Below are 25,328 nucleotides of genomic sequence, written 5' to 3' on the forward strand. Positions count from 1 at the left end.
AATCCCTTAAAAAGCAATCAAATATGTATCTTTGCAACTCTAAAATAAAAAGAAAGTGATTAAGCTTCACGATTTATACTTTAAACCTTTTATATCTGAACAAGAAATAGATACCGCTGTCCAAAAAATGGTAGATGGTATTGCTAAGGATTTAGGAGATGAAGTACCTGTGTTTATTGGGATTTTAAATGGCTCGTTTATGTTAGTAAGCGATTTTGTAAAAAAATACCCAAAGCCATGTGAAGTTACTTTTATTAAACTGGCCTCTTATGAAGGTGTGAAGTCTACAGAAGATATTCAACGCTTAATTGGGTTAACCCAAGATTTAACAGGGCGTACAGTTGTTATTTTAGAAGACATTATAGATTCAGGAAACACTCTGGAAGAAGTGCATCGTATTTTTGAAAACGAAAATGTAAAGCAATTGATTATTGCAACGCTGTTTTACAAACCCGAAGCCTATAATAAAGACTTTAAACTTCATTACGTCGGTATAGAAATTCCTAATAAGTTCATCGTTGGTTATGGACTTGATTATAATGGATTAGGAAGAGATTTGCCAGATGTATATCAATTAAAAACAACACAACATATGACAAACATAGTACTATTTGGCCCTCCGGGAGCAGGTAAAGGAACACAAGCTAATTTTCTAAAAGAGAAATACGATTTAATACACATCTCTACAGGTGACGTTTTTAGATTTAATATCAAAAACGAAACCGCTTTAGGAATGTTAGCTAAGTCTTTTATGGATAAAGGAGAATTAGTGCCAGATCAGGTTACTATTGATATGTTGAATAAAGAGGTGGAGAAAAATGCAGGTGCTAATGGTTTTATCTTTGATGGTTTTCCAAGAACCAATGCACAAGCAAAAGCCTTAGATGCGTTAATGGAAGATAAAGATTCTCAAATTGACGCTATGGTGGCTCTAGAGGTTGATGATGAGGTTTTAGTAGAGCGTTTACTTAAACGTGGGGAAACGAGTGGAAGAACTGATGATGCAGATGAGAGTATCATAAGAAACCGAATAAAACAATACTATACTAAAACGGCTGTTTTAAAAGATTACTACACTGATCAAAATAAATATTTTGGTGTTAATGGTGTTGGTAGTGTTGAAGATATTACAGTGCGTTTAAGTACTGTAATAGATAAATTATAAATTACCATTCCTACTAAAATAGGAATCTAACTAAAAAGATTCCCACTTTGGTGGGAAATGAATATGACTGAAGGAAATTTTGTTGACTACGTAAAAATGCATGTTACTTCCGGAAATGGAGGTAAAGGTTCGTCGCATTTACATCGCGAAAAATATATTGCTAAAGGTGGACCAGATGGCGGTGATGGCGGTAGAGGAGGTCACGTGATTTTAAGAGGAAACTCTAACCTTTGGACACTTATTCACTTGAAATTTAAGAGACACTTTAGAGCTGGTCATGGAGCACATGGTAGTTCTGGTAGAAGTACAGGTGCAGATGGAGAAGATGTCTATGTTGAAGTGCCTTTAGGAACGGTTGTACGTGATTCTGAAACAGATGAGATTCTATTTGAAATTACCGAAGATGGTGAAGAAAGAATAGTCGTTGAAGGAGGTATGGGAGGTCGTGGTAACTGGCATTTTAAAAGTTCAGTAAACCAAACTCCACGCTATGCACAACCCGGAATTCCACTTAAAGAAAAAGATATTACTTTAGAACTTAAAGTTTTAGCAGATGTTGGGTTGGTAGGCTTTCCTAATGCAGGGAAATCAACCTTATTATCTGTATTAACTTCTGCAAAACCTAAAATTGCCGATTACGAGTTTACAACCTTAAAACCAAATTTAGGTATTGTAGAATATCGCGATTTTAAATCCTTTGTAATGGCAGATATTCCTGGTATTATAGAAGGTGCAGCAGAAGGAAAAGGTTTAGGGTACTACTTTTTAAGACATATTGAACGAAATTCAATTCTATTGTTTTTAATTCCTGCAGATGCCAAAGATATAGTAGAACAATACGAAATTTTAGAAGACGAATTAAGACGTTATAATCCTGAGATGCTAGACAAAGAACGTCTCGTTGTAATCTCAAAATCTGATATGCTCGATGATGAGTTGAAATCTGAAATATCGACTATCCTAGATAAAGACTTAAAAGCAGAATATATGTTTATATCTTCTTTAGCTCACCAAGGATTAACAGAGTTAAAAGATAAACTTTGGAAGTTGTTGAATGATTAAGAGCTAAGCTTAATAATGAAAACCTATCTTAAAAACTTAGTTGAAATAAACGAATCAAAACAAAGTCGGCGATTTGCATATTTTATTCAGTTTTTAATTATTTTTTCGGTTATCACATTTTCAATAGAAACCTTACCAGATTTAAAGCCTCAAACAAGAGTGGTTTTAAATGCCATTGAGGCTTTTTGTGTTGTGATTTTTACTTTTGAATATGTAGCGCGAATTTATGTGGCTGATAGTAAACCTAAATTTGTTTTTAGTTTTTTTGGCATTGTAGATTTTCTAGCTATTCTACCTTTTTATCTTTCATTTGGTATCGATTTACGTTCGTTGCGTTTATTACGTATGTTCCGGTTATTTAGATTGTTTAAGCTGGTTCGTTATAATAAAGCTATGCGTCATTTTGCTAATGCTATGAAATCAGCAAAAGAACAAATTGTGCTTTTTATGATCATAACCTTAATGCTTATTTATTTTACAGCAGTAGGTATCTATTATTTTGAAAACGAAGCCCAACCAGAACATTTTTCGTCTGTATTCTCAAGTCTTTGGTGGTCTATAGTCACCTTAACAACTGTGGGTTATGGTGATGTATACCCAATCACAGTAGGCGGTCGTATTTTTACATTTTTTATGCTGTTAATAGGTTTGGGAATTGTAGCCATACCTACTGGTATTATTTCGTCTTCTCTAACCAAAGCAGTAGAACCAAGCGAGGAAAAGAAATAGATGCCTCAAAAAAATAACACAGACCTTTTTGACTTATTCAATATGAAAACATTTTTAAACCTTATAGCACTAGTCTTTTTTACAGCTAGTTTTGGTCAATGTCCTGAAGGAGATGTTGTATTATTTGGACAATCTGCTGTAGATAATTTCGAAGTTCAATACCCAAATTGTCAGACTATTGAAGGATTTCTTATTATTCAAGGAAATGATATTGTAGATCTCTCTCCATTGTCTCAGATAAATGCCGTAGGAAGTCTTCTTATTAATGATACTTCTCTTAGTAATATGCAAGGCTTAGACGCTATTACAATTACGGGTTTGAGCGAGCAAGATGCTTTTATCGTTATAGATAACAACCCAATGTTTCAGGACATATTATTTTTAAATAATTACACCGTTAATGTTCCTGTGGTGTTTTTAGTTAGAGACATGTCTGCTTTAACATCTTTGGAAGGAGCTGGGAATATAACTGAGTTTATCACATTATATTTAGAAAATAACGATCTGTTATCTGACTTGAATGGTTTAAATGAGAATCTAAATATTATTGGAGGATTAGTTCAAGACCCTGTTTTATATATCAGAGAACACGCAAGTCTATCTGATATTTCTAGATTGAATACAACGCAATTGAATAATTCGTTGACGGCAGAGATTATTAATAATATCCAACTTGCGGTTTGTGAGAATGATTTGGTGTGTAGTTTAATTGAGAATAATGCTATTTTAATTGAGAATAATGCTTTGGGTTGCAATTCAAATGCTGAAGTTGAAATAGCGTGTGAAAGCTTATCTCTAGGTGAAGTTGAAGAGGAATTATTTGAAATTTATCCCAATCCCGTATCTGGAATTCTGTTTGTTGATGGTCTCAATAATGAGAATTTTGAAAGTTTAAAAATATATTCAAGTACTGGTGAAAAAATCTTAGAAACAAACACGCATAAATTAGATTTAACAGCTTTTCAATCGGGAGTTTATTTTATTAAAATTACGACAAAGCAAGGGAGTTTAACAAAACTTGTGATAAAAGCGTAATGCGTTTTTAGTATCTTTAAACTAAAAAAATGAAAAAGCTAAGGTTTCTATTTATAGTATTTTTTATCACCTCATGTGGTACAATAGTCAATTACGATTACGAAAAATCAACAGAATTTAGTAATTACAAGAGTTATAATTATTTTGATGACATGAAAACGGGTCTAAGCGAATTAGATACCAAACGTTTAATCAGAGCTATGGATAAAAAGCTCAAAACAATGGGGGTATTAAAATCAGATTACCCTGATTTTTATATCGATATACAAAGTCAAGATATCCAAAGCCGAAACCAAAGTAATGTTGGTATTGGTATTGGAGGAGGTGGCGGACACGTTGGAGGTGGAGTTGCTATAGGAATTCCTGTAGGAATGAATAAGCAAACACGAGAAATTGTTATTGAATTTGTTGATGATTCTAAAACAGGAATGTTTTGGCAAGCCGTGAGTGAAAGTAGTTATAATCCTAATGCAACACCAGAGAAACGTCAGGCACAGTTTGAGGCTTTAGTGGAAAAAATTTTTGCAAGCTATCCGCCTAAGTTAGAAAAGTAATTTTATCATTTTCATAACAGTTTTAACTTCAACGTTGTTTCAGTGTTTTGTAATTTTGGTGTCAACTGAAATTCAAAAGAAATGGAAGCATTAAAAGGAAAAGTAGCACTTATTACAGGTGGTACAAAAGGTATCGGTTATGGTGTTGCAGAAGCATTATTAAATAAAGGAGTAAAAGTAGTTATAACGAGTAGGCATCAGGATTCCGCTGAAAGTGCAGCTCAAGAATTGGCAGCAAAAACAAATAAATTAGATGCTATAATAGGAGTTGAAGCTGATGTAAGACGACTAGATAGTCAGGAAGTAGCCGTACGACAAGCAGTGTCAAAATTTGGCAAGTTAGATATTGTTATAGCTAATGCTGGTTTGGGGCATTTTGCAAGTATTGAGGATTTAACAACAGAACAGTGGAATGACACCATTGATACAAATCTTACTGGAGTGTTTAATTCTATTAAGGCTAGTGTTCAGGAACTCAAAAAATCAAAAGGTTATTATATTACCATTTCAAGTTTAGCTGGCGCTAACTTCTTTGCTAGTGGTTCTGCATACAATGCGAGTAAATTTGGTGTAACAGGATTTACGCAGGCAGTGATGCTAGATTTAAGACAATACGGAATTAAAGTAAGTACAATCATGCCTGGTTCTGTATCGACGCATTTTAATGGAAATACACCAAGTGATGAACAAGCATGGAAAATTCAAATTGAAGATATCGGAGAACTGGTCATTGATTTATTAAAAATGAATCCAAGAACTCTACCAAGTAAAATAGAAGTAAGGCCTACCACGCCTCCAAGTAAAGGATAAGTAAAGTATAGAAAAAAGAGGTTTCAATTAGAAACCTCTTTTTTTAATTTAGAATATTAACTGTTAGTTTGCTGAAATTCTAACGCCTTCACTATGACTACTAAACTCTGGTGCATACATACTCTGAATGGTGCTAATGCCATTACTCATATTACCAGCATTACTCACTCGTAAATCATATTCAAAGACATAAACCCCCTTTGGTAAATAGTCCATAAAGAAATTGGTGGCCGCATCTTTGGTGCTTTCATAATACCCCAAACCATCTTGCCATTTGTACTGCGATAATACATTTATAGGTTCTAAACCAGCAGCACGCATGTCTTTAAGATGTACAAATTCCATAGTGCGATCGGTTCTCAATTCAATTCTAACTCTAATTAAATCTCCTACTTTTAATTGACTTGCTGAGGTAATTTCGGTGATTTCTTCACCTTTATCGGTATTCGATTTTAAGAACAACTTTTTACTTAACTTTAAAGGAGTTTCAGCTGAAGTTATTTTGTCTAAATCTTCAAAATATTGCCAATATAAAGCTCCCCAAGCAATGCCTTCACCTTTTTTAGTAATGGTAACATCGGCTTGTTCTGATTTAATTTCAGAACCATTCCAAGAGGTTTTATAATACCCTGTGCCAGCTTCTACTTTTACGTTTTCTAATGTTGAAGGTGAAATGGTTTCATTACCAACTTTAACGTCTACTTGTTCTGTAACGCTAAGCCAATCGCTACCTTGAAGTAGTAAAGCATATACTGCTTCAGTCGTTGCTTTAGTGGTTTTCCATTGATTGGTTTGCTTGTTCTTTAGTAACCAAATTTTTAGGTTATCAATGTCTGCTAGATTCTTCGCTTCACTCTGTATTTCATTACCAACTTCAGAAAATGCTTCAATCATGAGCGCTTGTGTTTCAATTGGTGCTTGGTACCAATACCAAGAATTCGTATTTGATTTCCAGTACATGCCTAATTCATCTGAAGTAATACTATTTTCTTTTAAAGATTTTATAATCTTACCAGCTGTTTTAGAATCGTCCATTCGGTTTATGGTTAAAGCCATTAAGCCTTTCGAGTATAATGAACGCGATAACCAATATTTCTGAATCTGTCCTTGGTAATAATCCATAATATTTTGAACCTCTTTAGAAGGAGTCATTTCAGAATAAAAACTTCGTGTGTATAAATAATGCAATTGGGTATGCGATAAATGATCTTTGTTTAAATCAGCATCCTTGTTGTACTTTCTAATGTCTTTATATTCTTTAACAAATTCGGTATCTAAATAGTCTATGGCGTTTTTGATCATAGAACCTTCGACTGCGCTCAGGCTGACATTTAGTTGTTTTAGATGCCCAAACCCAGCAATAATATGTTGGGTGATGTAGCGATTGTCGCGTCCACCATTAAACCAAGGCCAAGCTCCAGAACTGTGTTGGTTGTTCTTTAGTTTTCTTATGGCAGATTGCAATTCGTTATTCATTTTATTTAAATCGAATAACAACCCAATGCGTTTTTTCTGTTCGGTTTCAGACTGTGCATCACGTAACCAAGGTGTTTCTTGAATCAATAATGATTTCAATTCTTGGTTCTTTTCTAAATTAGAAAGTAATGCGTCAGTCGATTTCCATTGATTGAATACTGCTTCAATTTTAGGATTCGATTGTACAATGTGTTGTGCTAATGCATTTGCATAATAACGCGAGAAAGTCTGCTCATTACACTCATAGGGATATTCCATTAAATACGGTAAAGCCTGTACAGCATACCAAGCCGGATTTGAGGTCATTTCTAAAGTCAACTTATGATTGGTAAGTGTTGTTGAGGTCGTATTCTTCAGTTTATCTAAAGTGAATGTTTTGGTCTCATTAGAACGAATCCACATTGGTAGCGTTTCTGTAACTAGCATTCTGTTTGATAAAACAGGTAAGGCATTTTGCTCGCCATCACTAAAAGCACCTGCTTTAGCAATAATTTTATATTGTACAGCTTGTATGCCTTTTGGGATTTCTAAATTCCAAGTTACTTGTGTATTGCCTTTCGCATCAACTACAAAAGGAGAGGTGTTACTAGAATTTGAAAGTTCTGCATCAATGGACTTCCCGGTCACAGCATCAGTTAATATCAATTGAGCCATTCCAGATAATTCATTGTCGGTAAGATTTGCAATTTTAGTGCTAATTGTAATTTGATCTCCTTCTCTTAAAAAACGTGGTGCGTTTGGTATCACCATTAATTCTTTTTGAGTTACAGCTTCCATCTGTGTCACGACACTTTCTAACGTTTTAGTATGCGCCAAGAGTTGTAATTTCCATTTGGTTAAAGCTTCTGGTGCTGTAAAGTTGAAGCTCAGATTGCCATCTTTATCGGTTTGTAATTGTGGAAAGAAGAACGCGGTTTCGTTTAGGTTTTTTCGGACTTCGACTTTTTGCAAGTCGCTAAGACTCTGATTAGTTGTAATTATTATAACTCCGTTTTTACCTTTTTCGCCATATAGAGCAGTTCCTTCTTCAGCTTTTAAGATCGTATACTCTAAAATATCTGAAGCTTCGATAGATCTAAATTGTGTTTCTGTTGCTATGTTTCCATTGATTATAAAAAGAGGTTCACTGTTACCAGTTATAGATCCTATGCCTCTCAAAATAATAGAGCTGTCAGATCCAGGTTGACCTGAACTAGATGTTATATTTAGTCCTGAAACTGCTCCATTCAAATTATTCAAAGCCGTTTTGTTTTCCGCAGACTCACCATAACCAACAGTTACAACCTCTTCTAATTCTGCAGAATCTGAAACCATCGCCACAGCTTCTGGTGAAGAAAGCCTTTTGCTTTTACTTAAGTACCTGTAATTATTTCCAAAGTAAAATCCAAACCAATTCAGTTCATCATAACCTTGATATGGATATGTCACATCTGTATAAAAATTATTGAATACTCTAAAATTAGTAGTTCCAAAACTTTGTCTTGAATTTTTACCTAGTCTTCCATGATAAACAGGGGTGTTAATAGGATTAAAATTCCAATTGTGTGTTCTAAACTCGTCTAAAGAGGCATCATACATGCTTGCTAATAATTCGGCAGACACTTTATCTCCTTGAGGTCCTTTAATTTTAAAACTCCAAGTTTCATCTTGTCCTGGTTGTAATTTATCTCTAAAAGTGGTGGTTTCAATGTCTAAATCAGTACTCGGATAAGGGACACTAACATTAAAACTCTGAGATTTATATTCGTTAAAAGCTGCAAATGACGTGTGTACTGTAAAGCCGCCTAAATCACTTTCTGTTACAGGAATACTAATTGTTTTTTTAGAATTGTTGAGTTGGACTAACTGTGTCATTATAATTGTCTTGTCCTTTTCAATTTCTACAGTAACTGTGATGTTCTCAGCGGCAGAACCTAAGGTTAATTTTGCCATCGAATTAATTTCGTAAGTGTTTTTATCTAACTGTGCTTCATAAATTTGGTTATCTGCTATGGTCTTGTCTTTATCACTAAAAAGAGAAGTAAAGATTTGGTCTTTTATAGGTTGTCCAAATTTATCTTTGCTTTCTGTAACGATGATGTATTGGCCAGAATTCCATTTATTAAGCTTTTTAAGCGTTATGGTTTTGTCTTTTTCAGTGTCAAATGTTGTGCTAAAAACTACGTCTCCTTTTTTCCAATTGGTTAATTGCTCTTCATTATTATAAGGTTCGTTAGGGAATAGTGTTTTAAATTCAGCTTCAGAAAGTGTTTGGTAATCTGGGGCTTGCCAAGGTCTTGTTCTTAAAACACGATTTGGTGCATTTAGTTTATATATTTTTAATTGTCCTTTTGCTGGTGCAAATTGTCCGTTAAGATTTTGAGACGTTAAAGTGAATTCAACGTCTTTTTGAGCTTTATCAATTTTCTGAGGAGCAATAATATTGAGTGTCATGGCATGGTAACCAACATTAACAATGGTAGATGTAGAACGAGTTTCTCCATTAAGATCTGTTACATCTGCTGTGATTTCATAATTAAAAACAGGAAGATTGTCTTTAGAAACACTTTCATCAGGAAGTGCTTTAAATGTAATTTCAAATTCTCCTTTAGCATTTGTTTTGGTCTCTCCAAAAGTGATTTCTTGAGCTTCCGCATTAAAATATGGACGTCTCCAATAATACCAACTCGGAAATCTTACATTTCGTTTTACACGATATACTACTTTAGCATCTGTAATAGTACTACCTGCAAAAGCGATTGCCGTTCCGTTTACGGCAATACTATCGTTTACTTTGTAAGTTTCTGTAATGGGTTGAAATTCTGGTTTGAACTTCGGTCGTTTGTATTCTTCAACTGAAATGTGTGTGTAGCCGTAACTATGTGAAAACATATCAATGCTAAAATTACCAGTTAAGCCATCATTAGGTAAAACAAACTCACCATGTACTGAACCAAAAGCATTGGTTTTTAATAAAAGTTCGCTTATAACTTCACCATTCACATTTTTCAATCTTAATTTTGAAACCTCATGAGCTGATACTTCCGTTTTTCCGTCTTTAGATTTGGTTGCGACACCTTTAAAATAAACGGTTTGGCCTGGTCTGTAGATACTTCTGTCTGTGAATAAAAAGTTGCGGTATTGTGTGTCGTTATTTTTGTTTTGGTCGTATTTTCTATTGATATAGAACTCTCCAAAGTAACCCGTCTCATCCTTAGTTTTAACCTTAATTTGAACATCTCTATAGTAGTTGGTATTCTTTTTAAATTCGAACTTACCAAAACGGTCTGTTGTAAAGTACTTTGTTGAACGCTTATTATCTCTGTTGTTTGCATACGATAATTCAACTTCTGCATAGGCTGAAGGTTTACCATTTTGTCTATGGATAACTTGATACAAATGCGTGTCGTTTTCTGAGCTTTCAATCAATGCTAAATTTGTAGCTTGAATATGGGCTGTTGCAAAAACGTCATGTTCAGAATTTGTATTTGTTTTAATTAAGTATAGACCATTTTCTAGATGTGGTAATACAATTTCTGTGCTGTGACTTTGATAATCGCCTTCAGATTTTAATGCTTTTGAAAATGTTTCAACAGGATTCAGTTTGTTGAAAAAATCACGCTTCTCTTTCGCTCTGTAAATTTGATTATAACGTTCTAATTGGTTTTGTGAAATTTTATATATTTTAAAATCTAAGGCGTCTAAATTCTTGTAGGTCACTAAGATTTTTGAAGGAGAGTTATTACTAATAAATTCTTCAGTTTGTAATTGTAAATTAGCTTGTTGAATTTGCTCAATTAAAACTTTGCATTTTAGAGCACCATCACTATTTGGGAATTTAGAAATTGCCAAATTACAAAGTTGTAGCGCTTCTTTTAATTTCCAGCGGTTTTTGGTGTTGTCTTCACTGTCTTTAATAGTGTTATTGTAAGAGTTGCCTTGTGTATAATATATTGTAGCAATTTCAAAATCATATAAAGTCGATAATTCAGAAGATGCTAATGCGTTTGATTTATATCTTAAAGTTTCTAGAAGTAAATGGTCTACATTAGAAAATACAGCATGTTGTTTTACAAAATTTAGCCGTTCAATGTCTATTTCTACAAAAGCTTTAGTCGCTTTATTTTTTTTATGAAACTTTATTAAATTTTGATAGATTTTTAAGGCATTGCGTTGAAGTGATAATGTGTCTTTAGATGATAAATCTATAGTGATAAAACGCTCACTATCTGAAATAAATGCTTTGTTATCAATACTAAATTTGTATGCAGGCTGTGTAATACTATTTTCGTCTGTTTTATAAAAGTTTAGGGCATTATGACTTAGTAAATCGTATAATGTTGGACGATAATCTTTAGAGTTGTCTTGTTCAATTAAAAGTGTAGAATAATTAGTTAATAATTCTTGTTGAAGTAGTGTGTCATTGCTAAGTGAACGTTGAAAATAGGTGTGAATTTCACTAAATAAAGTTTGTAAATCCCATGTTCTAAAATCATCACTCACTTTTTGAGACGTTTTGGTACGATTATAAAATTGGTAGCGATTTTGCTGAAAATATTGCCAATACATGGTTGCTAGCATATTTTCCAATAGGGGCTTAGTTGCATTACTTTTTGAAGACTCAATTTCAGATTTAAAACGATTTACGATGTTGAGTTGTGCATCTTCTTCAAGGATGAGCATATATTTACTAATATGTAATAATGCTTTAATACGTTGTTGCGTGTTTTTGGTTTTAATCGCTTTTTGATAGATGGTTTCAACCAGATCAGAAGCACTTTTGGTAAGGCCTTCGTTTTCGAGCTTATGTACTTTTTTCCATTGATTTTCAAATTCATTTTGAGCATTAGAAAAAGAAGCAAAGCAAATGAGCATGAGTATAGAGATATAGTTTTTCATAGTGTTTTCCGTAAATGCGGTAATCTTTAGTTTAACTGTAATAATTTTCTACAAAATACCTTCAAAAGGTATTCCAAAAACAGGTCTAATGAGTAAAAGTCTTATTTAGATGAGTGAAGTTAACAATTTGTTGAGGAAACCGAGCGTTATTAAATTGTATTTTTGTTGAAAGAATCCTTGTTTTTATGTTTAGATTTTTGTTTGTGTTATTACTATCATCATTTTGTTTTTCCCAAAACTCTATAGCGAATGCGGAAGCGTTTATAGCTAAAAAGCAATTTGTAAAGGCTCAAAATGAAATGACTGCATTTTTAGAGTCAAATCCAAACGACTTAAAAGGAATAGAACTTTTAGGTGATGCTTATGGCCATCAGAAAAAATGGGATAAGGCTATTGCGCAATATCAAATTTTAAAGCAAAAACGACCAAATAATGCTAATTATCACTATAAGTATGGTGGTGCTTTGGGAATGAAAGCCTTGAGCATAAGTAAAATTAAAGCGCTTGGCATTATTGGAGATGTTAAACAATCATTTTTAAAAGCAGCTCAACTGGATCCCCAACATATTGACACACGTTGGGCTTTGGTAGAATTGTATGTTTCGCTTCCTGGTATTGTTGGAGGAAGTTTTTCTAAAGCTTTAATGTATGCAGAACAATTAGAGGAATTATCTAAAGTTGATGGTTATTTAGCTAAAGGCTATGTTTATGAATATGATGACGAACCAGAGCTTGCCGAAAAATATTATAGATTAGCTATAAAAGTGGGTGGTTCTGTAACGTGTTATGAAAAGTTAACTGAATTTTACGAAGGACAAGAACAACCAGAAAAAGCTATAGGTAATTTAGAAGAAGCTAAAGATAAACACCAGCGTAATGCAATGCACTATCAAATTGGTAAGGTGTGCGCAGATTATAATATTCAATTAGAAAAAGGTGAAAAATGCCTTAAAACGTATTTGTCTAACCATTCGGCAAAAGATGGTGTGCCTAAAGAATGGGCTTATTATCGCTTAGCACAAATCTATAAACACAAGAATAATAAAACAGAAGCTTTAGTTTGGATAAATAAAGCGATTTTAGGCTTACCTGATATTGATGTGTTTAAGGAATTTAAGGAGACGATTTAATTTATACCTTCTTCTCAATACATTTATTTGTTTTTTTTACTTTGAATTAAGAAACATTCGTACTGACGTATAGATTATGTTTAGTATTTCGTTTTTGTGTCAGTGTGAGTAATTTTTGTGGAACGAGAAAATCGTATCGAGAACCTTGTTTGATAAATTCTCATTTCAAAAAACTTATAGTATTTTTACGGTATACATTTAAGGATACTATGAACGTACATTTTATCGCTATTGGTGGTGCAGCAATGCACAATTTGGCCTTAGCACTTCACAATAAAGGTTATAAAGTTACAGGAAGCGACGACACCATTTTCGAGCCTTCAAAATCGAGATTAGAAGCTAAAGGCTTATTGCCAGATGCTTTTGGTTGGTATCCTGAAAAAATCACTTCAGATATAGAGGCGATAGTTTTAGGAATGCACGCTAAAGCAGATAATCCGGAGTTATTAAAGGCTCAGGAACTCGGTTTGAAAATCTATAGTTATCCAGAATTTTTATACGAACAAGCCAAAAATAAAACACGTGTGGTTATTGGCGGAAGTCATGGAAAAACAACCATTACTTCTATGATTTTGCACGTGATGCATTATCATAATAGAGATGTGGATTATATGGTTGGTGCACAGCTTGAAGGTTTTGATGTGATGGTAAAACTCACAGAGCACAATGATTTTATGGTGTTAGAAGGTGATGAATATTTAAGTTCGCCTATAGATATGCGACCAAAATTTCATTTGTACAAACCAAATATTGCGTTATTGAGTGGTATTGCATGGGATCATATTAATGTGTTTCCTACGTATGAAAACTACGTGGAGCAGTTTAGCATCTTTGTAGATTCTATTGTGACAGGTGGAAGTATTAATTATAACGAAGAAGATCCGGAAGTCAAACGTGTAGTGGAAGCTTCAGAAAATCAGATTCGAAAAATAGCTTACAAAACTCCAGAATACATGGTTGAAGATGGGGAAACATTATTAGAAACTCCAGAAGGTCCAATGCCAATTGAAGTCTTTGGAGCGCATAACTTAAATAATTTAGCTGGTGCCAAATGGATTTGCCAACACATGGGCATCGATGAAGACGATTTCTACGAAGCCATTTCTACGTTTAAAGGAGCAAGCAAACGTTTAGAGAAAATTGCCGAATCTAAAACTAGCGTAGCTTATAAAGATTTTGCCCACTCTCCAAGTAAAGTAGAAGCCACAACTAAAGCGGTAAAAGAACAATACAGCGATCGTACTTTAGTGGCGTGTTTAGAGTTACACACCTATAGTAGCCTCAATGCCGAATTCCTAAAAGAATATAAAGGAGCTTTAGATGCTGCAGATGTTGCTGTCGTTTTCTATTCTCCACATGCTGTAGAAATTAAGAAGCTCGAAAAAGTTACAGAAACACAAATTGCGAATGCTTTTGAGCGCGATGATTTAATCATTTATACTAATCCAGAAGACTTTAAAAACTTCTTGTTTTTTCAAAAATTTGACAATAAGAGTTTGTTATTAATGAGTTCGGGTAATTATGGAGGTTTGGATTTTGATGAGGTGAAAGCACTTTTTTAAAGCGCTATTATCTATTTAGTAATTAGATCTCTTCTTGTTCAAAAACAGTATTTCTTTGCGTATTTGTCTTATAGATGTTCTTAGGACTAATGTCTCTGTTTGCCTTTGGACAATAGTTTTTACTATTTGGGTATAGAATATAGTCGAGCTGATAATCAATCATTTTTTCAAAAGGAATAAGGAAGTCCTTTGTTTCGCATTGTTCTACGTTACCTTCTTTAAGTAAATTTAAAACCGTATAAACGGACTCAATAGTGCTCAAACAAAGCGATTCTGGCTGCTGCTTAATAATAAATTTTGATTTTATTTTATTATCAAAACTCACTCTCTTTAGTTTTTGCAAGTTCTTACTTAATTTAAGCATTTTGCGAGCGCAAGGCCATGTACCATCAAGAATGAAGATGTGTGGAGTACCCTCCATAAAAGAATTTATTTCAGAACTTTTTTTTATTGATAAGTTGAAATTATCTTTTCCTGGATAAAGTAAGAAAGCACTTTTTTCATTAGAGAGTATGTCATTCACACGTTTATTATTGGTAAAATCTATACCAACTATAATTTCTGAATTTTCAAGTTGAAGATTAGTCATATGTCCCGTGCCGTTTTTTTCTTTTTTGTACTCCTTTGGGTGCATAAGAATAATAAAGCGCGTTTTAGTCTGAAATGGACTAATGTGTTTACAAATACATGTGCTTGAAGGTCTCATGCATTTGTAACATGTAATTCTGTGGGTTTTTATATCTACTTGCAAGTCAAATATCTTTTTGTTTCTCTAATTGATTAAAATATACAGAGACTTTCATTTTCCAATTATTGAACGCTTTGAATACGTTTATATATTATTACTCATTCTCAATCTTATCAATCATCTGTTTGAAAAGGTCTAACAAGAAAATAAGTTTGCTAGCATCACCAGCGGCGAAAAATTTTGAATTTTCAACTTTTACACCATACCAATCTTGTCTATTGATTTCGTTAAGAATCCATTTGATTTCTAAATTGGCTATAGATGTTTTAGAGATATCAATTTCAACTTCCCAACCTGGTGTGTCTAATGTGGTAATCTGAATCACTTCACCTTTTTCCCAGTCTCCATCACAATTACTTTTGAACCAATCTTGTATCCACTCTAAAATTTCCATTTGTATTATAAGGTATTGAATTTGATTTGTTGTTCTTTCGTCAGTTTCATTGCACTTCCGTCAGTTCGAGTGATTTTTTCCTTTTAGAAAAATCGTATCGAGAACCTCTAGGAAACTAAATGGTTCTCGATACATTTATTTAGTCTTAGTTGCACTTCGATTAACTAAACACTCGAACTGACGTTTTGGGTTTAATTAGCGCTTTTTTAAATCCATGTCATATAACAACCCAAAGCTTGCAAGATAATCTTTATCTCTTGATTTAGCGTCGTCTTGTGTAGAAGTTGAACGTATAAAAATATGAAGTAGTGTTTATTTTAATAATCCTGTGAAAATAGCAACATAATATAATCCCGTGATGATAAATACAACACCTGCAACAGCTCGCATAATTTTTTCAATTTGTGTAATTCTGTTATAAAATACACCAATTTTTCCAGCAGTAAAGGCTAATAAATAAGTGAATAAAATCACTGGTAATCCTGTTCCAAAGGCGAATATTATGGGTAAATAAAGTCCATCTGCAGACGCTATGCTCATCGGAATTAGCATTCCAAAAAATAAAGCTCCACTGTATGGGCAAAACGCTAATGCAAAAACAACACCAATTAAAAAAGAACCGAGTAAGCCTTTGTCTTTAAATTTGTCGGATAGTTGTTCTTGAAAATTAGATGTTCCTAAAAAATTGAGCCTGATAATATTTAGCATTATCAAACCAATTATAATTAATAGTGGTCCTAAAAATTTTTCACCATTCTGATTAAAAAACCGCGCAATATGAAACTTGCTTGCTCCAAAATATAAGATTAAACCAATAGCTGTATAACTAAATCCTCTACCTGCAGCATATAATAATCCGCTTAAAAACACCTGTCGTTTGCTCGCAATATTTTTAGAGATAAATGCGGTTGCCGTAATATTAGTTGCCAAAGGACATGGACTAATGGCTGTCATTAATCCGAGTATAAAGGCTGATAAAATGGGAATATTGTAAATCTCTAAAAGTGATTTTAGATATTCCATCTAGAGCGTTTTTAATTGGGTGTCAATTTTAGATTTTAGTTCTTTAGAAAATACATCTTGATCATTTCCGTTCATAAATGCAAATTCGGTTAAATCTATTTTGCTTTCTTTTCCGTTTTTAATCACATTTAAAATTAAGGCTGTACCTGAAGCTTCAAACTTTTCTGCGATTTGTTCGTTTTCTTTTTCATCAACATTAATGACTTGAAACGTAATTTTATCAGCTTTCATTTCATCTGAAAAATAAGTTTCTAACGTGAATTTTGTATTGGCTTCAATGGCATTGCACGTCATACAACGATGTGTAGAGTGGAAGTCTAAAACCTCTATTTTACTTATTGATTGATCTAAGTTTTGCGTTTCACTTTTGTTTTTGCCATTGCATGCTGTTAGCATTAAACCTACTGTTAGAATTACTAATATTTTAATTGTTTGTCGCATTTGTATATTGATTAATAGTTTATAATAAGATGTTAAAGACGTAACCTGAAAGTATTATACACAGCGTAACAACTCCAAAAAAGATGGCAATCAATTTTAAGGACATTACTTTTTTTAGTAAGGTGGCTTCAGGAATAGATAAACCTACGGTTGCCATCATAAAAGCAATGGCTGTACCCAAAGGCACTCCTTTAGCAACAAATACTTGAATCACAGGCACAATACCTGCTGCGTTAGCATACATTGGTACGGCGACTATTACTGCAAGTGGAACCGTCCACCATTCTCCACCTCCTAAATACGCACTAAAAAAGTTTTCTGGAACATAACCATGCATAGCTGCACCAATAGCAATACCAATAATGACATATAGTAGAACGTTCTTTACTATATCCCAAGCTCCGTTTGTAATTTCTGGTAAGCGTTGGTAAAACGTTCTATGTTCTTCTTGAAATTTGGCTTGTTGCATTTTGTTTTCGAGAATCTGTTTTACCCAATCTGAAAGTAAAGGTTCAAGGTTAAATTTACCGAGAAGCCAACCACCAATAGTACCTAATAAAATACCTGAAGTGACATAAATTAATGTGGCTTTTACACCAAACATACCTATAAACATGGCTACCGCAACTTCATTTACTAAAGGTGAGGTGATTAAAAACGAAAAGGTGACACCTAAAGGAATGCCGCCTTGTACAAAACCAATAAATAATGGTACCGAAGAGCAGGAACAAAAGGGTGTAATCGCTCCAAAAATAGAAGAAAATAAATATTCTAAACCGTAAAGTTTTTTTCTGTTCAGGTAATCTTTAAGCCGTTCAATGGGAAAATAAGCATTCACAATACCCATGATAAAAACGATAACGAAAAGCAGAATCAGAATTTTAAGCGTATCGTACACAAAGAAATTGAGTGCCACTCCTAAATGGGTTTCAGCACTAATACCTAAGATAGAATAGATGAACCAATCTGCAAAATGTTGTAACCAATTAAACATTTTTTATGGTTTTAATGGTACCAGAAATAGAACAGGATACTTTGATGGTATTGTAAATAGTTCCAAACTTTTCAATGTTCTTTTTTAATAATTCCACATTCAATTTGTCGTCCTTGGTGTAAATGGTTAATTCATAATTGATGTTTTCCATTCTTGGCGGATTGTCGAGACGTGTAGCACTAACATTAAGCGTTGTTTTGGTGTAGCTAAATTTCATCATAGCAGAAAAACGTTCCACATTTTTAAGCATACAAGCGGCAAATGAACCTAAGAATAATTCGGCAGGATTGGGTAAAACGTCAGCGGTTTTTGACGTTGTGCCAAAATCTATGTGTGATGTTTTGATATGAATACTAGCATCTTCATTAGAAAGCGAAGAGGCTTTGATTTGATAATTCATAACCGTTCATTTTAATTTAAAAGTTTCAATACCTCGTCTTTTGAAGGCACTCTACCTTTTATGGTAATTACATCATCGATGACTAAAGCAGGAGTCGTCATAATGTTAAATTTCATAATTTCCATGATATCTTCAACTTTGTCAATAGTAGCATCAATGTTGTGTTCTTTAACGACGTCTTTAACTACATTGGTCATCGATTTACATTTTGGGCATCCGGTTCCTAGTATTTTAATTACTTTACTCATAATACAGTTATTTGTTTATCGCCAATAGGCGATTGATTTTTAGAAAAAATATCAATCAAAAAAATCTTGAAATAATGATTTTGCAATCTTCCAATTGTCTTGATTAATACAGTACTTTATTTTTGGTGGTTTTAATTCTCCTTGAATTAAACCAGCATTTTTCAATTCCTTTAAATGCTGAGATACTGTAGATTGTGCCAACGGAAAGACATCAACCAAATCTCCTGTGAAACAACACGATTGACTTTCGAGATGTTTCAATATGGCAATCCGTGTTGGATGGCCTAAGGCTTTAGCGAATTTGGCTAAGGCTTCGGTATTTTCTTTATATTCTATAGTTTCTAAACTTCTTTTCATAGCTCTTATCGCAAATTTACGATTGGTTTTTGGGTTAAAATGTGACATTTGTCACATTAGCTTAATTTTTGGATATTTTTTAAGGGGAAAGTATCTTTTGAGTACTGCTGTCATTCTGAGTAGAGCGAAGCATTTCAATTAGCCAAGATGTTAATAGTAGATACAGCTTCTTCGGTTATACTTCCCTCAGAATAACAACTCGTGAATAATTTAGTTTAAAAAAAAATGTACCGAGAACCTTTAGTCAATCTATTAGTTCTCGATACATTCACGTATTCTTTGTTGCACTTCAAATCAATAAACACTAGAAATGATGTGCTAGGACAGGTTCAGTGATTCTTAAATTTTAGAAACAAATTCCAAAAACACCGCTTTATGCTTTTCTAAATCCATATCTGGAGATAAGGACACACGTGCAATATAATCTTTGTCACCTTCTTTAGTAGTGCCTTGTGTTGAGGTTGCCGGAATCGTCCAATAGCAGCCTTTTAATTGTCCGTAACTCACGCAATACTTGCTTTCGTTAGGGATTTCGGTAATCATTAAATTGATTAATCTATGATTTAAAGCACGTTTGTAGGCTTCTTTTTCTTCAGGAGTGTTTCCTTTTGTAGGAAGGTCTAATGAAAACACCGAAGGAGTAAATCCTTGTGCTGCCAATTCTTCTGAAACAAAATTGATTTTAGCTTCTGGTAAAGTGTCATGAATAAAATTCACAAACTCACGTGTATTTTTATAAGCCTCCGCAATACGCTGATTCATGGATGGTAATTGCTTAGCCAAAATCTCGTATTGAAGTGCAGTCGCGTCATTATCGCAAAGCGTCAAATGCAATGCTATTTTTTCCATTAAGTCATCTACTTTTGCATTTCCTGCAATATAACCCGCTGTACATTTTCCACCACTTGGGAATTTAGAACCACTCGCATAAGAAATCGTACGCATTGTAGATAATATTTCACCTTCCCCTAAAAAGTGCACATTAGGACAAAAGGTTTGGTCTAATATAAACACAGGATCAATCGCGATGTCTCCAGAAGCCGTTTTACGTTCTTCACTCAACGCTTCTTTTAATTTTTGTAAATCCGGAACTTCAACACGTGGATTGGTTGGGATTTCTGCAATGATATACGGAATCGCATCGTCGTGCGCAATTTTATCTAAAACGGTATGGATACTTTGCACCATATCATTATCACCATCTACAGGTAAATCTACCACTTCCACATTATCTAAACAGGCAGCCACACGTCTGGCTTGGTCATTGGTGCCTCCATAACAATTTGGAGGTACCACAAATTTAATCGCTTTGCCTTTATGGTGTTCTAAGGCATAGTCCACCAAGCCCATCATAATGGCATACTGCACCGACAATCCGCTAGAACCGACTAAAGGCTGAGACGTTGTGCCATTAATCTCCTTAATGGAGTTTAAAACGCTTGCTTTATTGGCTTCAAAATGATGGTCTAAATTAGTAATTGCAGTATGTGCTGTTAAGGCTTTTAAAGCCACTAAGCAATTCGATGGAGTCATCGCAATCGTTTCGCGACGTCTCACATGCTGAATATCTGAAATATAATGATCGTTGTGACTGCCATTCACTATGAGTACACTTCCAAGGTGTCCGTGAAGATTGATATAAAAATCAATGTTTACATTGTCCTCAAGATGTGAAATATCCTCTTGCTGCGAGATAAAAACAGTACTGCCTTTAAACTCTAAAATAGCATCTGCACTATCCACTTTTATGACATCGAAATGATAACCATAGACCTGCTTGATGATCTCAGCATCGAAAAATTCTGGAAGGTCGCCTGTATATACTATTTGGGTCTTTTTGTTTTCTAATAAATTTGTTCTTAAAATAGATAATACAGGAATGGTTTGTGACGAAAAACTAATCACATGGTCTGCTTTAATGTTGTTTAAATTCGCAATTCCCCATTCTAGAATACAAGATAGCGGATGCCCTAAACGAATGTAATCGTAAGCGGTTGGTAATTCGCTTAATGCTGAAGGTTCTGAATTATTGTTTTTATATAGGTTCTCAAACGCATTTAAAAACTGTGTTTTAGCTAGTTTCTCGTTGTAAATATCTAAACGATGTGTGGTTAGGTTTAACCAATCGTTAGGCCTATTTTTTAATACGTCTTTTATGTAATTTAGGGTTTTATTGTCTTGCATAATTCTCAATTTTCAATATGCAAAAATATGGATTAATTAGACGGATGAGAAAGGTTTAACAAGACGTTTTGATATGAGGTTTAAAAACTAATTTTAATTAGTTTTGGGAACTATGGTTGATTGAGTTAGAAAAAACATGGATAAATTAAGCCAACATTATATTCAACTTTTATTAATTCAATATCAATTTTTCGAAATATTTTCCTGTTGTATTTAATCTTTAATTTTAGGTGGAGGAGGCGGTGGGTTTTTCATTGTTGGGATCTGACCTATTATAATTATTTTATTACTTCCAGGATTGTTCAAAGGTCTTCCTTCTGGAATTGAATTTGATTTGTTTTGCTTAGCCATTTTTATGATATTTATTTAAGTAATGATTTGTTTCTATTTCTGTATATTCCATTAGCGTTTTATAGCGCTTTATGTTTAATTTACAATCAAGCTCTTCAATTTTTTCCCAGTATGACTGACGAAGATCGAAGTATTCTTGCATAACTTTCTTTTTCTTTAATTGGTCATATTGATGCTTTGTCCACAGTACTTCAAGCTTATTGAAATATTTTGTATACATCATTCTCAAGTTAGAAATTTCATCAATTTCCTTGTCAGATCTTATTATCTGATTTTCAACTAATAGTAAGAGTTGAACTAAAGCTATTAATATAAAAGCAACCCAGACATATGATTCAAAATATTTCCAACCTAATATTCCACTTAAAGAAACGAGTAAAGTCAATATTTGAAAAGTCTTTTTTAATGTTCTTTGAAGTCCAAGATATTTAGTCAAGTATATTTCTCCATACTTGATATTTGTCAGTTCATACCATACTTTATTTGTCATAAAATAAAAGTACAAAGTTGAAAGTAATAAATAAGAACTAATTAATTAAACATTGTAAAGAATTATTAACAATTTGGTTTTTAATTGTTTAGGTGTTGTTAATAGGAGGTTTTAAAACCTGTAAAACGAAAAACTCAAGTTCTATTGATACATCAATAGTTCAGGCCAACAAAAAATAAAAACCTATTCCCTAGAACTAAAAACCCTCTGCCAAACCAAAGTAATCTTACGCTTAACCTTAGTTGAGTTAGATATCACAAAAGCAAAACCCATAGTAGTCAGCAAGGCAATAAAAGCGAGTGCGCCAAGTGCACCTCCATAACCATCAAAGACATGGTTTTTAGTAATATAAATAGCCGTAAATAGCGCTCCTGCTATAGCAAGTAAGGTGTAACTTTTTAAGGTTTTAGAAGATACCATACCTATAAACGAGGTGCCAACAAATACAATAGGGAGGTGTTCTGTTAAATAGCCATTGAGTACGTTAGGAAAGGCATAAAAAAATAATCCTACAATGAGTGAGAGTAAAGCAGAAGCTTTTACAGCGCCAAGTCGTAAGTGTTCGCTAACAAAGTAAGTGAGTGTGGCGCCTAAAATTCCGGTGATGATGAGGATAAATGTATTCATGCTATGAATGAATAAATTAGCGTTGCTGTAATCACACCAGCAAATGCCATGGTGCCTAGTTTTCCGCCAACACCGAGAAATAAGTTTTTAGACATCATAAAAAACAAGCCAGCCAAAGTGCCTGCTGCAAGAACAAAACCAATAGATGGAGTGGTTGCGACACTAGACATCCCAACAAAAGCACCACAATAGATGCTTGCTGGGAGTTGTTGTAAGTAGTTCGATTTTTTATTTAAAGACGGTATAAATGCCGCTAATGTTCCAACAATTCCCATGGCTAAAATACTTCCAAAGCCTCCATGGATATTTAAGAGGTAACACAATACGGCTCCAATAGGTACCCAAATGACGACTGATATTTTTTCATAGGCGTAATCCTCGTGGTGTAAATCTAAGTAGCGATAGCCAAAAACGATAGTGAGCATAATAACAAGTGCCGCTATAATTATGGCTGCGTTGGTTTCGTAATGCGCGTTTACAATCATGGTTAAAAAGGTAACCTGTGTAAATAAAACAGTAGCGACCATTAAAAATCGAATGGCTTTATGTTTCCTCATTAAGAAATTTTAGTTTTTTGCTTTGGGGCTAAGTTTGATAACTCAGTATTAGAAGATGCAAAGGTCTAAGAAAATTTTTAAGAGGCAAATTGTAACGTAGAAATTTAGGGTTAAATTAATAAGACTTAAACTTATCTGTTTTTTAATATTTCAGTAACGGCTTGTTGGTATGCTCTTGGATTATTGGCTTTTTTTATTTTCTTAAAGGTTTTTTGTGGATTAGAAAACGACTGCGCAAAGTATTCCCAAAAACCTTGCATTTTCATTTTTATAGGAGTTGGTCCAGAAAGCGCTGCATCGTATTGCTGATAAATAGTGTCGTGAAATTCTCTAAAAATGTCCCATCGGTTTTCTGGATATTCAGTCGTGTCGTTTTTTATCATGCTTGGTAAAAACGGATCAGCAATTAATCCTCTGCCAATCATAAAATGATCGATACTAGGAAAACGAGTTTGCATTTCTTTCAGCTTAGTAACAGTGGTAATGTCTCCATTGTAATACAATTTGTGTTTGGTGCTTTCTATACACTTTTCGAAAGCCTCAAGATTGACGCCTCCTTTATAGAGTTGTTTGCCAATACGTGCATGAATGGCAATATTCTTTAGCGGATAAGCATCTAAAATAGGGAAGGTGTCTAAAATTTCTTCCGGATGTTCGTAGCCCATTCGCATTTTCATAGAGACCACAATGTCAGTTTCTTTATGAACACGCTCAAGAATATGATTGATTTTTTCTGGGTCGCAAATCAATCCAGAACCCATACCACGATTCGTTACCATTGGATAGGGACAACCTAAATTCCAGTTCAACTCTTTATAGCCTAATTCCTGAATGTAATCAACCACGAATAAAAACTCATCAGCGCTATTGGTCATAATTTGTGGAATGACTTCGAGGTCAGTATTATTTTCCAGTTGCAAATCTATTTGATAAGAATTTTTGATTATTAATTTCTTATTAAATCGAATATAAGGAGCATAAAACGTGTCAATGCCTCCAAAATAGTGGTTAAAGGCATTCCGAAATCGGAAGTCTGTAAACCCTTGTAGAGGTGAAGATAATAACGTAAGCGGCATTTCGTTTTGTGTTTTTAGGTTGCGTTTTTATACGACTGCTAAATAACAAAAAACTAACTGATTATATTGATGAATGTAAGAGGTTCTTTATTTTAAGTGTTTCTTAAAAAAAGCAATGGTACGTTCCCAAGATAAAGTAGCTGCTGCTTTATCATATCTTGGTGTCGTGTTATTATGAAAACCATGATTCACTTCAGGATAGATATAAGCTGTATATTCAATATCATTGACTTTTAATATTTTTTCAAAAGCAGGCCAACCTGCATTAACTCTGGTATCTAATTCGCCATATTGGAGTAGGAGTGGCGCTTTAATCTTTACAGCATCTTCAGCTTCTGGTTGTCGACCATAATACGGCACTGCAGCGCCTAAGTTAGGTAAACGAACAGCCATCATATTAGAAATCCAACCTCCAAAACAAAAGCCAACGACACCAACATTGCCATCGCAGTTGTCGTGATTTTTAAGGTGATGATAGGCTGCAATAAAATCTTCGAGCATTTCCTGCTGGTTACGTGTTTTTTGCATTGTTCTTCCATCGTCGTCATTGCCTGGATAGCCGCCAAGCGGACTCAAAGCATCTGGCGCCAATGAGATAAAACCTGCTTTTGCGGTGCGTCTGCCTACATCTTCTATATATGGATTTAGGCCTCTGTTTTCATGCACCACAATAACTCCAGGTAATTTGGTTTTGTTGTCCTTTGGTTGTGATAATAAGCCCTTTATAGTGCCGCCTCCTTTAGGAGATTCATAAGTTATATAATCTGAATCTAAGCTTGGATCATCTGGTTGTACCATTAAATTAGTGATATAATCTGGCGACATAAAACTTAATAATGATGATAGTGTAACTCCGCCAACAGCGTATAAAGATAGTTTTTCTACAAACTGTCTTCGGTTGAGTTTGTTATGTGCGTAATCATCGTATAAATCGAAAACGTCTTGTTTAATGTCTTCTTTTTTTAAGTCTTTCATAAGTCACTGTTTTATATCATGGATAATCAATTGATTAAATTACAAATTTTGAAAACGCAAAT

At 33.9% G+C, this 25,328-nt stretch carries 24 protein-coding genes; 8 read left to right on the top strand and 16 right to left on the bottom strand.

The window, feature by feature from the left end:
• The first annotated feature begins 55 nt into the window (after nt 1–55).
• The 6 genes from KO504_RS13175 (at nt 56) to KO504_RS13200 (ending at nt 5,355) form a co-directional block, all read left to right on the top strand.
• A complete protein-coding gene (locus tag KO504_RS13175; RefSeq protein ID WP_215927612.1) occupies nt 56–1,165 on the top strand; it encodes an adenylate kinase in 1,110 nt (369 codons plus the stop codon).
• Between the two features lie 63 nt (nt 1,166–1,228).
• Nucleotides 1,229–2,227 (top strand): GTPase ObgE, encoded by a 999-nt coding sequence (obgE, locus tag KO504_RS13180; RefSeq protein ID WP_215927614.1) that lies wholly within the window; start codon nt 1,229–1,231, stop codon nt 2,225–2,227.
• Nucleotides 2,228–2,242: 15 nt separating this feature from the next.
• Nucleotides 2,243–2,956: an ion transporter gene (locus KO504_RS13185; RefSeq protein WP_215927615.1), complete on the top strand. Its 714-nt coding sequence runs from the start codon at nt 2,243–2,245 to the stop codon at nt 2,954–2,956.
• Between the two features lie 42 nt (nt 2,957–2,998).
• The gene (locus KO504_RS13190; RefSeq protein ID WP_215927617.1) at nt 2,999–3,991 is read left to right on the top strand and encodes a T9SS type A sorting domain-containing protein; all 993 of its coding nucleotides are present in this window, start codon (nt 2,999–3,001) and stop codon (nt 3,989–3,991) included.
• Between the two features lie 29 nt (nt 3,992–4,020).
• Nucleotides 4,021–4,545: a DUF4136 domain-containing protein gene (locus tag KO504_RS13195; RefSeq protein WP_215927619.1), complete on the top strand. Its 525-nt coding sequence runs from the start codon at nt 4,021–4,023 to the stop codon at nt 4,543–4,545.
• A gap of 81 nt (nt 4,546–4,626) precedes the next feature.
• Nucleotides 4,627–5,355 carry an SDR family oxidoreductase gene (locus KO504_RS13200; RefSeq protein ID WP_215927621.1) on the top strand — a complete coding sequence of 243 codons (729 nt, stop codon included), beginning with the start codon at nt 4,627–4,629 and terminating at the stop codon, nt 5,353–5,355.
• A gap of 63 nt (nt 5,356–5,418) precedes the next feature.
• On the opposite strand, the gene KO504_RS13205 is transcribed toward KO504_RS13200, so the two are convergent.
• Nucleotides 5,419–11,709 (bottom strand): alpha-2-macroglobulin family protein, encoded by a 6,291-nt coding sequence (locus KO504_RS13205; protein WP_215927623.1) that lies wholly within the window; start codon nt 11,707–11,709, stop codon nt 5,419–5,421.
• 185 nt (nt 11,710–11,894) lie between these two features.
• Between KO504_RS13205 and KO504_RS13210 the strand changes: the two genes are divergently transcribed.
• Both KO504_RS13210 and KO504_RS13215 read left to right on the top strand, forming a co-directional pair.
• On the top strand, nt 11,895–12,839 hold the full coding sequence (locus tag KO504_RS13210) for a tetratricopeptide repeat protein (RefSeq protein WP_215927625.1): 945 nt from the start codon (nt 11,895–11,897) through the stop codon (nt 12,837–12,839).
• Between the two features lie 209 nt (nt 12,840–13,048).
• Nucleotides 13,049–14,401, top strand: coding sequence for a UDP-N-acetylmuramate--L-alanine ligase (locus tag KO504_RS13215; RefSeq protein WP_215927627.1), 1,353 nt, complete (start codon nt 13,049–13,051; stop codon nt 14,399–14,401).
• Between the two features lie 22 nt (nt 14,402–14,423).
• On the opposite strand, the gene KO504_RS13220 is transcribed toward KO504_RS13215, so the two are convergent.
• The 15 genes from KO504_RS13220 to KO504_RS13290 form a co-directional block, all read right to left on the bottom strand.
• Nucleotides 14,424–15,152, bottom strand: a complete 729-nt coding sequence (locus KO504_RS13220; protein WP_289846252.1) for a tRNA-uridine aminocarboxypropyltransferase — start codon at nt 15,150–15,152, stop codon at nt 14,424–14,426.
• A 91-nt stretch (nt 15,153–15,243) separates the two neighbouring features.
• The gene (locus KO504_RS13225) at nt 15,244–15,543 is read right to left on the bottom strand and encodes an immunity 53 family protein (protein WP_215927631.1); all 300 of its coding nucleotides are present in this window, start codon (nt 15,541–15,543) and stop codon (nt 15,244–15,246) included.
• A 312-nt stretch (nt 15,544–15,855) separates the two neighbouring features.
• A complete protein-coding gene (locus KO504_RS13230; RefSeq protein WP_215927633.1) occupies nt 15,856–16,566 on the bottom strand; it encodes an aromatic aminobenezylarsenical efflux permease ArsG family transporter in 711 nt (236 codons plus the stop codon).
• On the bottom strand, nt 16,567–17,007 hold the full coding sequence (locus tag KO504_RS13235; protein ID WP_215927635.1) for a nitrophenyl compound nitroreductase subunit ArsF family protein: 441 nt from the start codon (nt 17,005–17,007) through the stop codon (nt 16,567–16,569). It lies immediately after the preceding gene.
• Nucleotides 17,008–17,026: 19 nt separating this feature from the next.
• Nucleotides 17,027–18,001: a permease gene (locus KO504_RS13240; RefSeq protein ID WP_215927636.1), complete on the bottom strand. Its 975-nt coding sequence runs from the start codon at nt 17,999–18,001 to the stop codon at nt 17,027–17,029.
• A complete protein-coding gene (locus KO504_RS13245) occupies nt 17,994–18,401 on the bottom strand; it encodes an OsmC family protein (protein WP_215927638.1) in 408 nt (135 codons plus the stop codon). Before KO504_RS13245 ends, KO504_RS13240 begins: the two co-directional genes overlap by 8 nt.
• An 11-nt stretch (nt 18,402–18,412) precedes the next feature.
• Entirely contained in the window at nt 18,413–18,649 is a 237-nt protein-coding gene (locus KO504_RS13250; RefSeq protein WP_215927640.1) for a thioredoxin family protein, read from the bottom strand.
• 51 nt (nt 18,650–18,700) lie between these two features.
• Entirely contained in the window at nt 18,701–19,006 is a 306-nt protein-coding gene (locus tag KO504_RS13255) for an ArsR/SmtB family transcription factor (protein ID WP_179340008.1), read from the bottom strand.
• A gap of 339 nt (nt 19,007–19,345) precedes the next feature.
• Nucleotides 19,346–21,190, bottom strand: coding sequence for a cystathionine beta-synthase (locus KO504_RS13260; protein WP_215927642.1), 1,845 nt, complete (start codon nt 21,188–21,190; stop codon nt 19,346–19,348).
• A gap of 213 nt (nt 21,191–21,403) precedes the next feature.
• The gene (locus tag KO504_RS13265; RefSeq protein WP_215927644.1) at nt 21,404–21,541 is read right to left on the bottom strand and encodes a hypothetical protein; all 138 of its coding nucleotides are present in this window, start codon (nt 21,539–21,541) and stop codon (nt 21,404–21,406) included.
• The gene (locus KO504_RS13270) at nt 21,534–22,031 is read right to left on the bottom strand and encodes a hypothetical protein (protein ID WP_215927646.1); all 498 of its coding nucleotides are present in this window, start codon (nt 22,029–22,031) and stop codon (nt 21,534–21,536) included. Before KO504_RS13270 ends, KO504_RS13265 begins: the two co-directional genes overlap by 8 nt.
• A 183-nt stretch (nt 22,032–22,214) precedes the next feature.
• Complete coding sequence (locus tag KO504_RS13275; RefSeq protein WP_215927648.1) at nt 22,215–22,658, bottom strand: hypothetical protein; 444 nt, start codon at nt 22,656–22,658, stop codon at nt 22,215–22,217.
• On the bottom strand, nt 22,655–23,215 hold the full coding sequence (locus tag KO504_RS13280) for a hypothetical protein (RefSeq protein WP_215927650.1): 561 nt from the start codon (nt 23,213–23,215) through the stop codon (nt 22,655–22,657). The genes KO504_RS13275 and KO504_RS13280 overlap by 4 nt, the downstream gene beginning before the upstream one ends.
• A gap of 131 nt (nt 23,216–23,346) precedes the next feature.
• A complete protein-coding gene (locus KO504_RS13285; RefSeq protein ID WP_215927652.1) occupies nt 23,347–24,291 on the bottom strand; it encodes a tRNA dihydrouridine synthase in 945 nt (314 codons plus the stop codon).
• A gap of 87 nt (nt 24,292–24,378) precedes the next feature.
• A complete protein-coding gene (locus tag KO504_RS13290) occupies nt 24,379–25,266 on the bottom strand; it encodes a dienelactone hydrolase family protein (RefSeq protein WP_215927653.1) in 888 nt (295 codons plus the stop codon).
• Nucleotides 25,267–25,328: the final 62 nt, after the last annotated feature.

It is taken from the genome of Winogradskyella psychrotolerans (assembly GCF_018860565.1).
GTDB lineage: Bacteria > Bacteroidota > Bacteroidia > Flavobacteriales > Flavobacteriaceae > Winogradskyella > Winogradskyella damuponensis.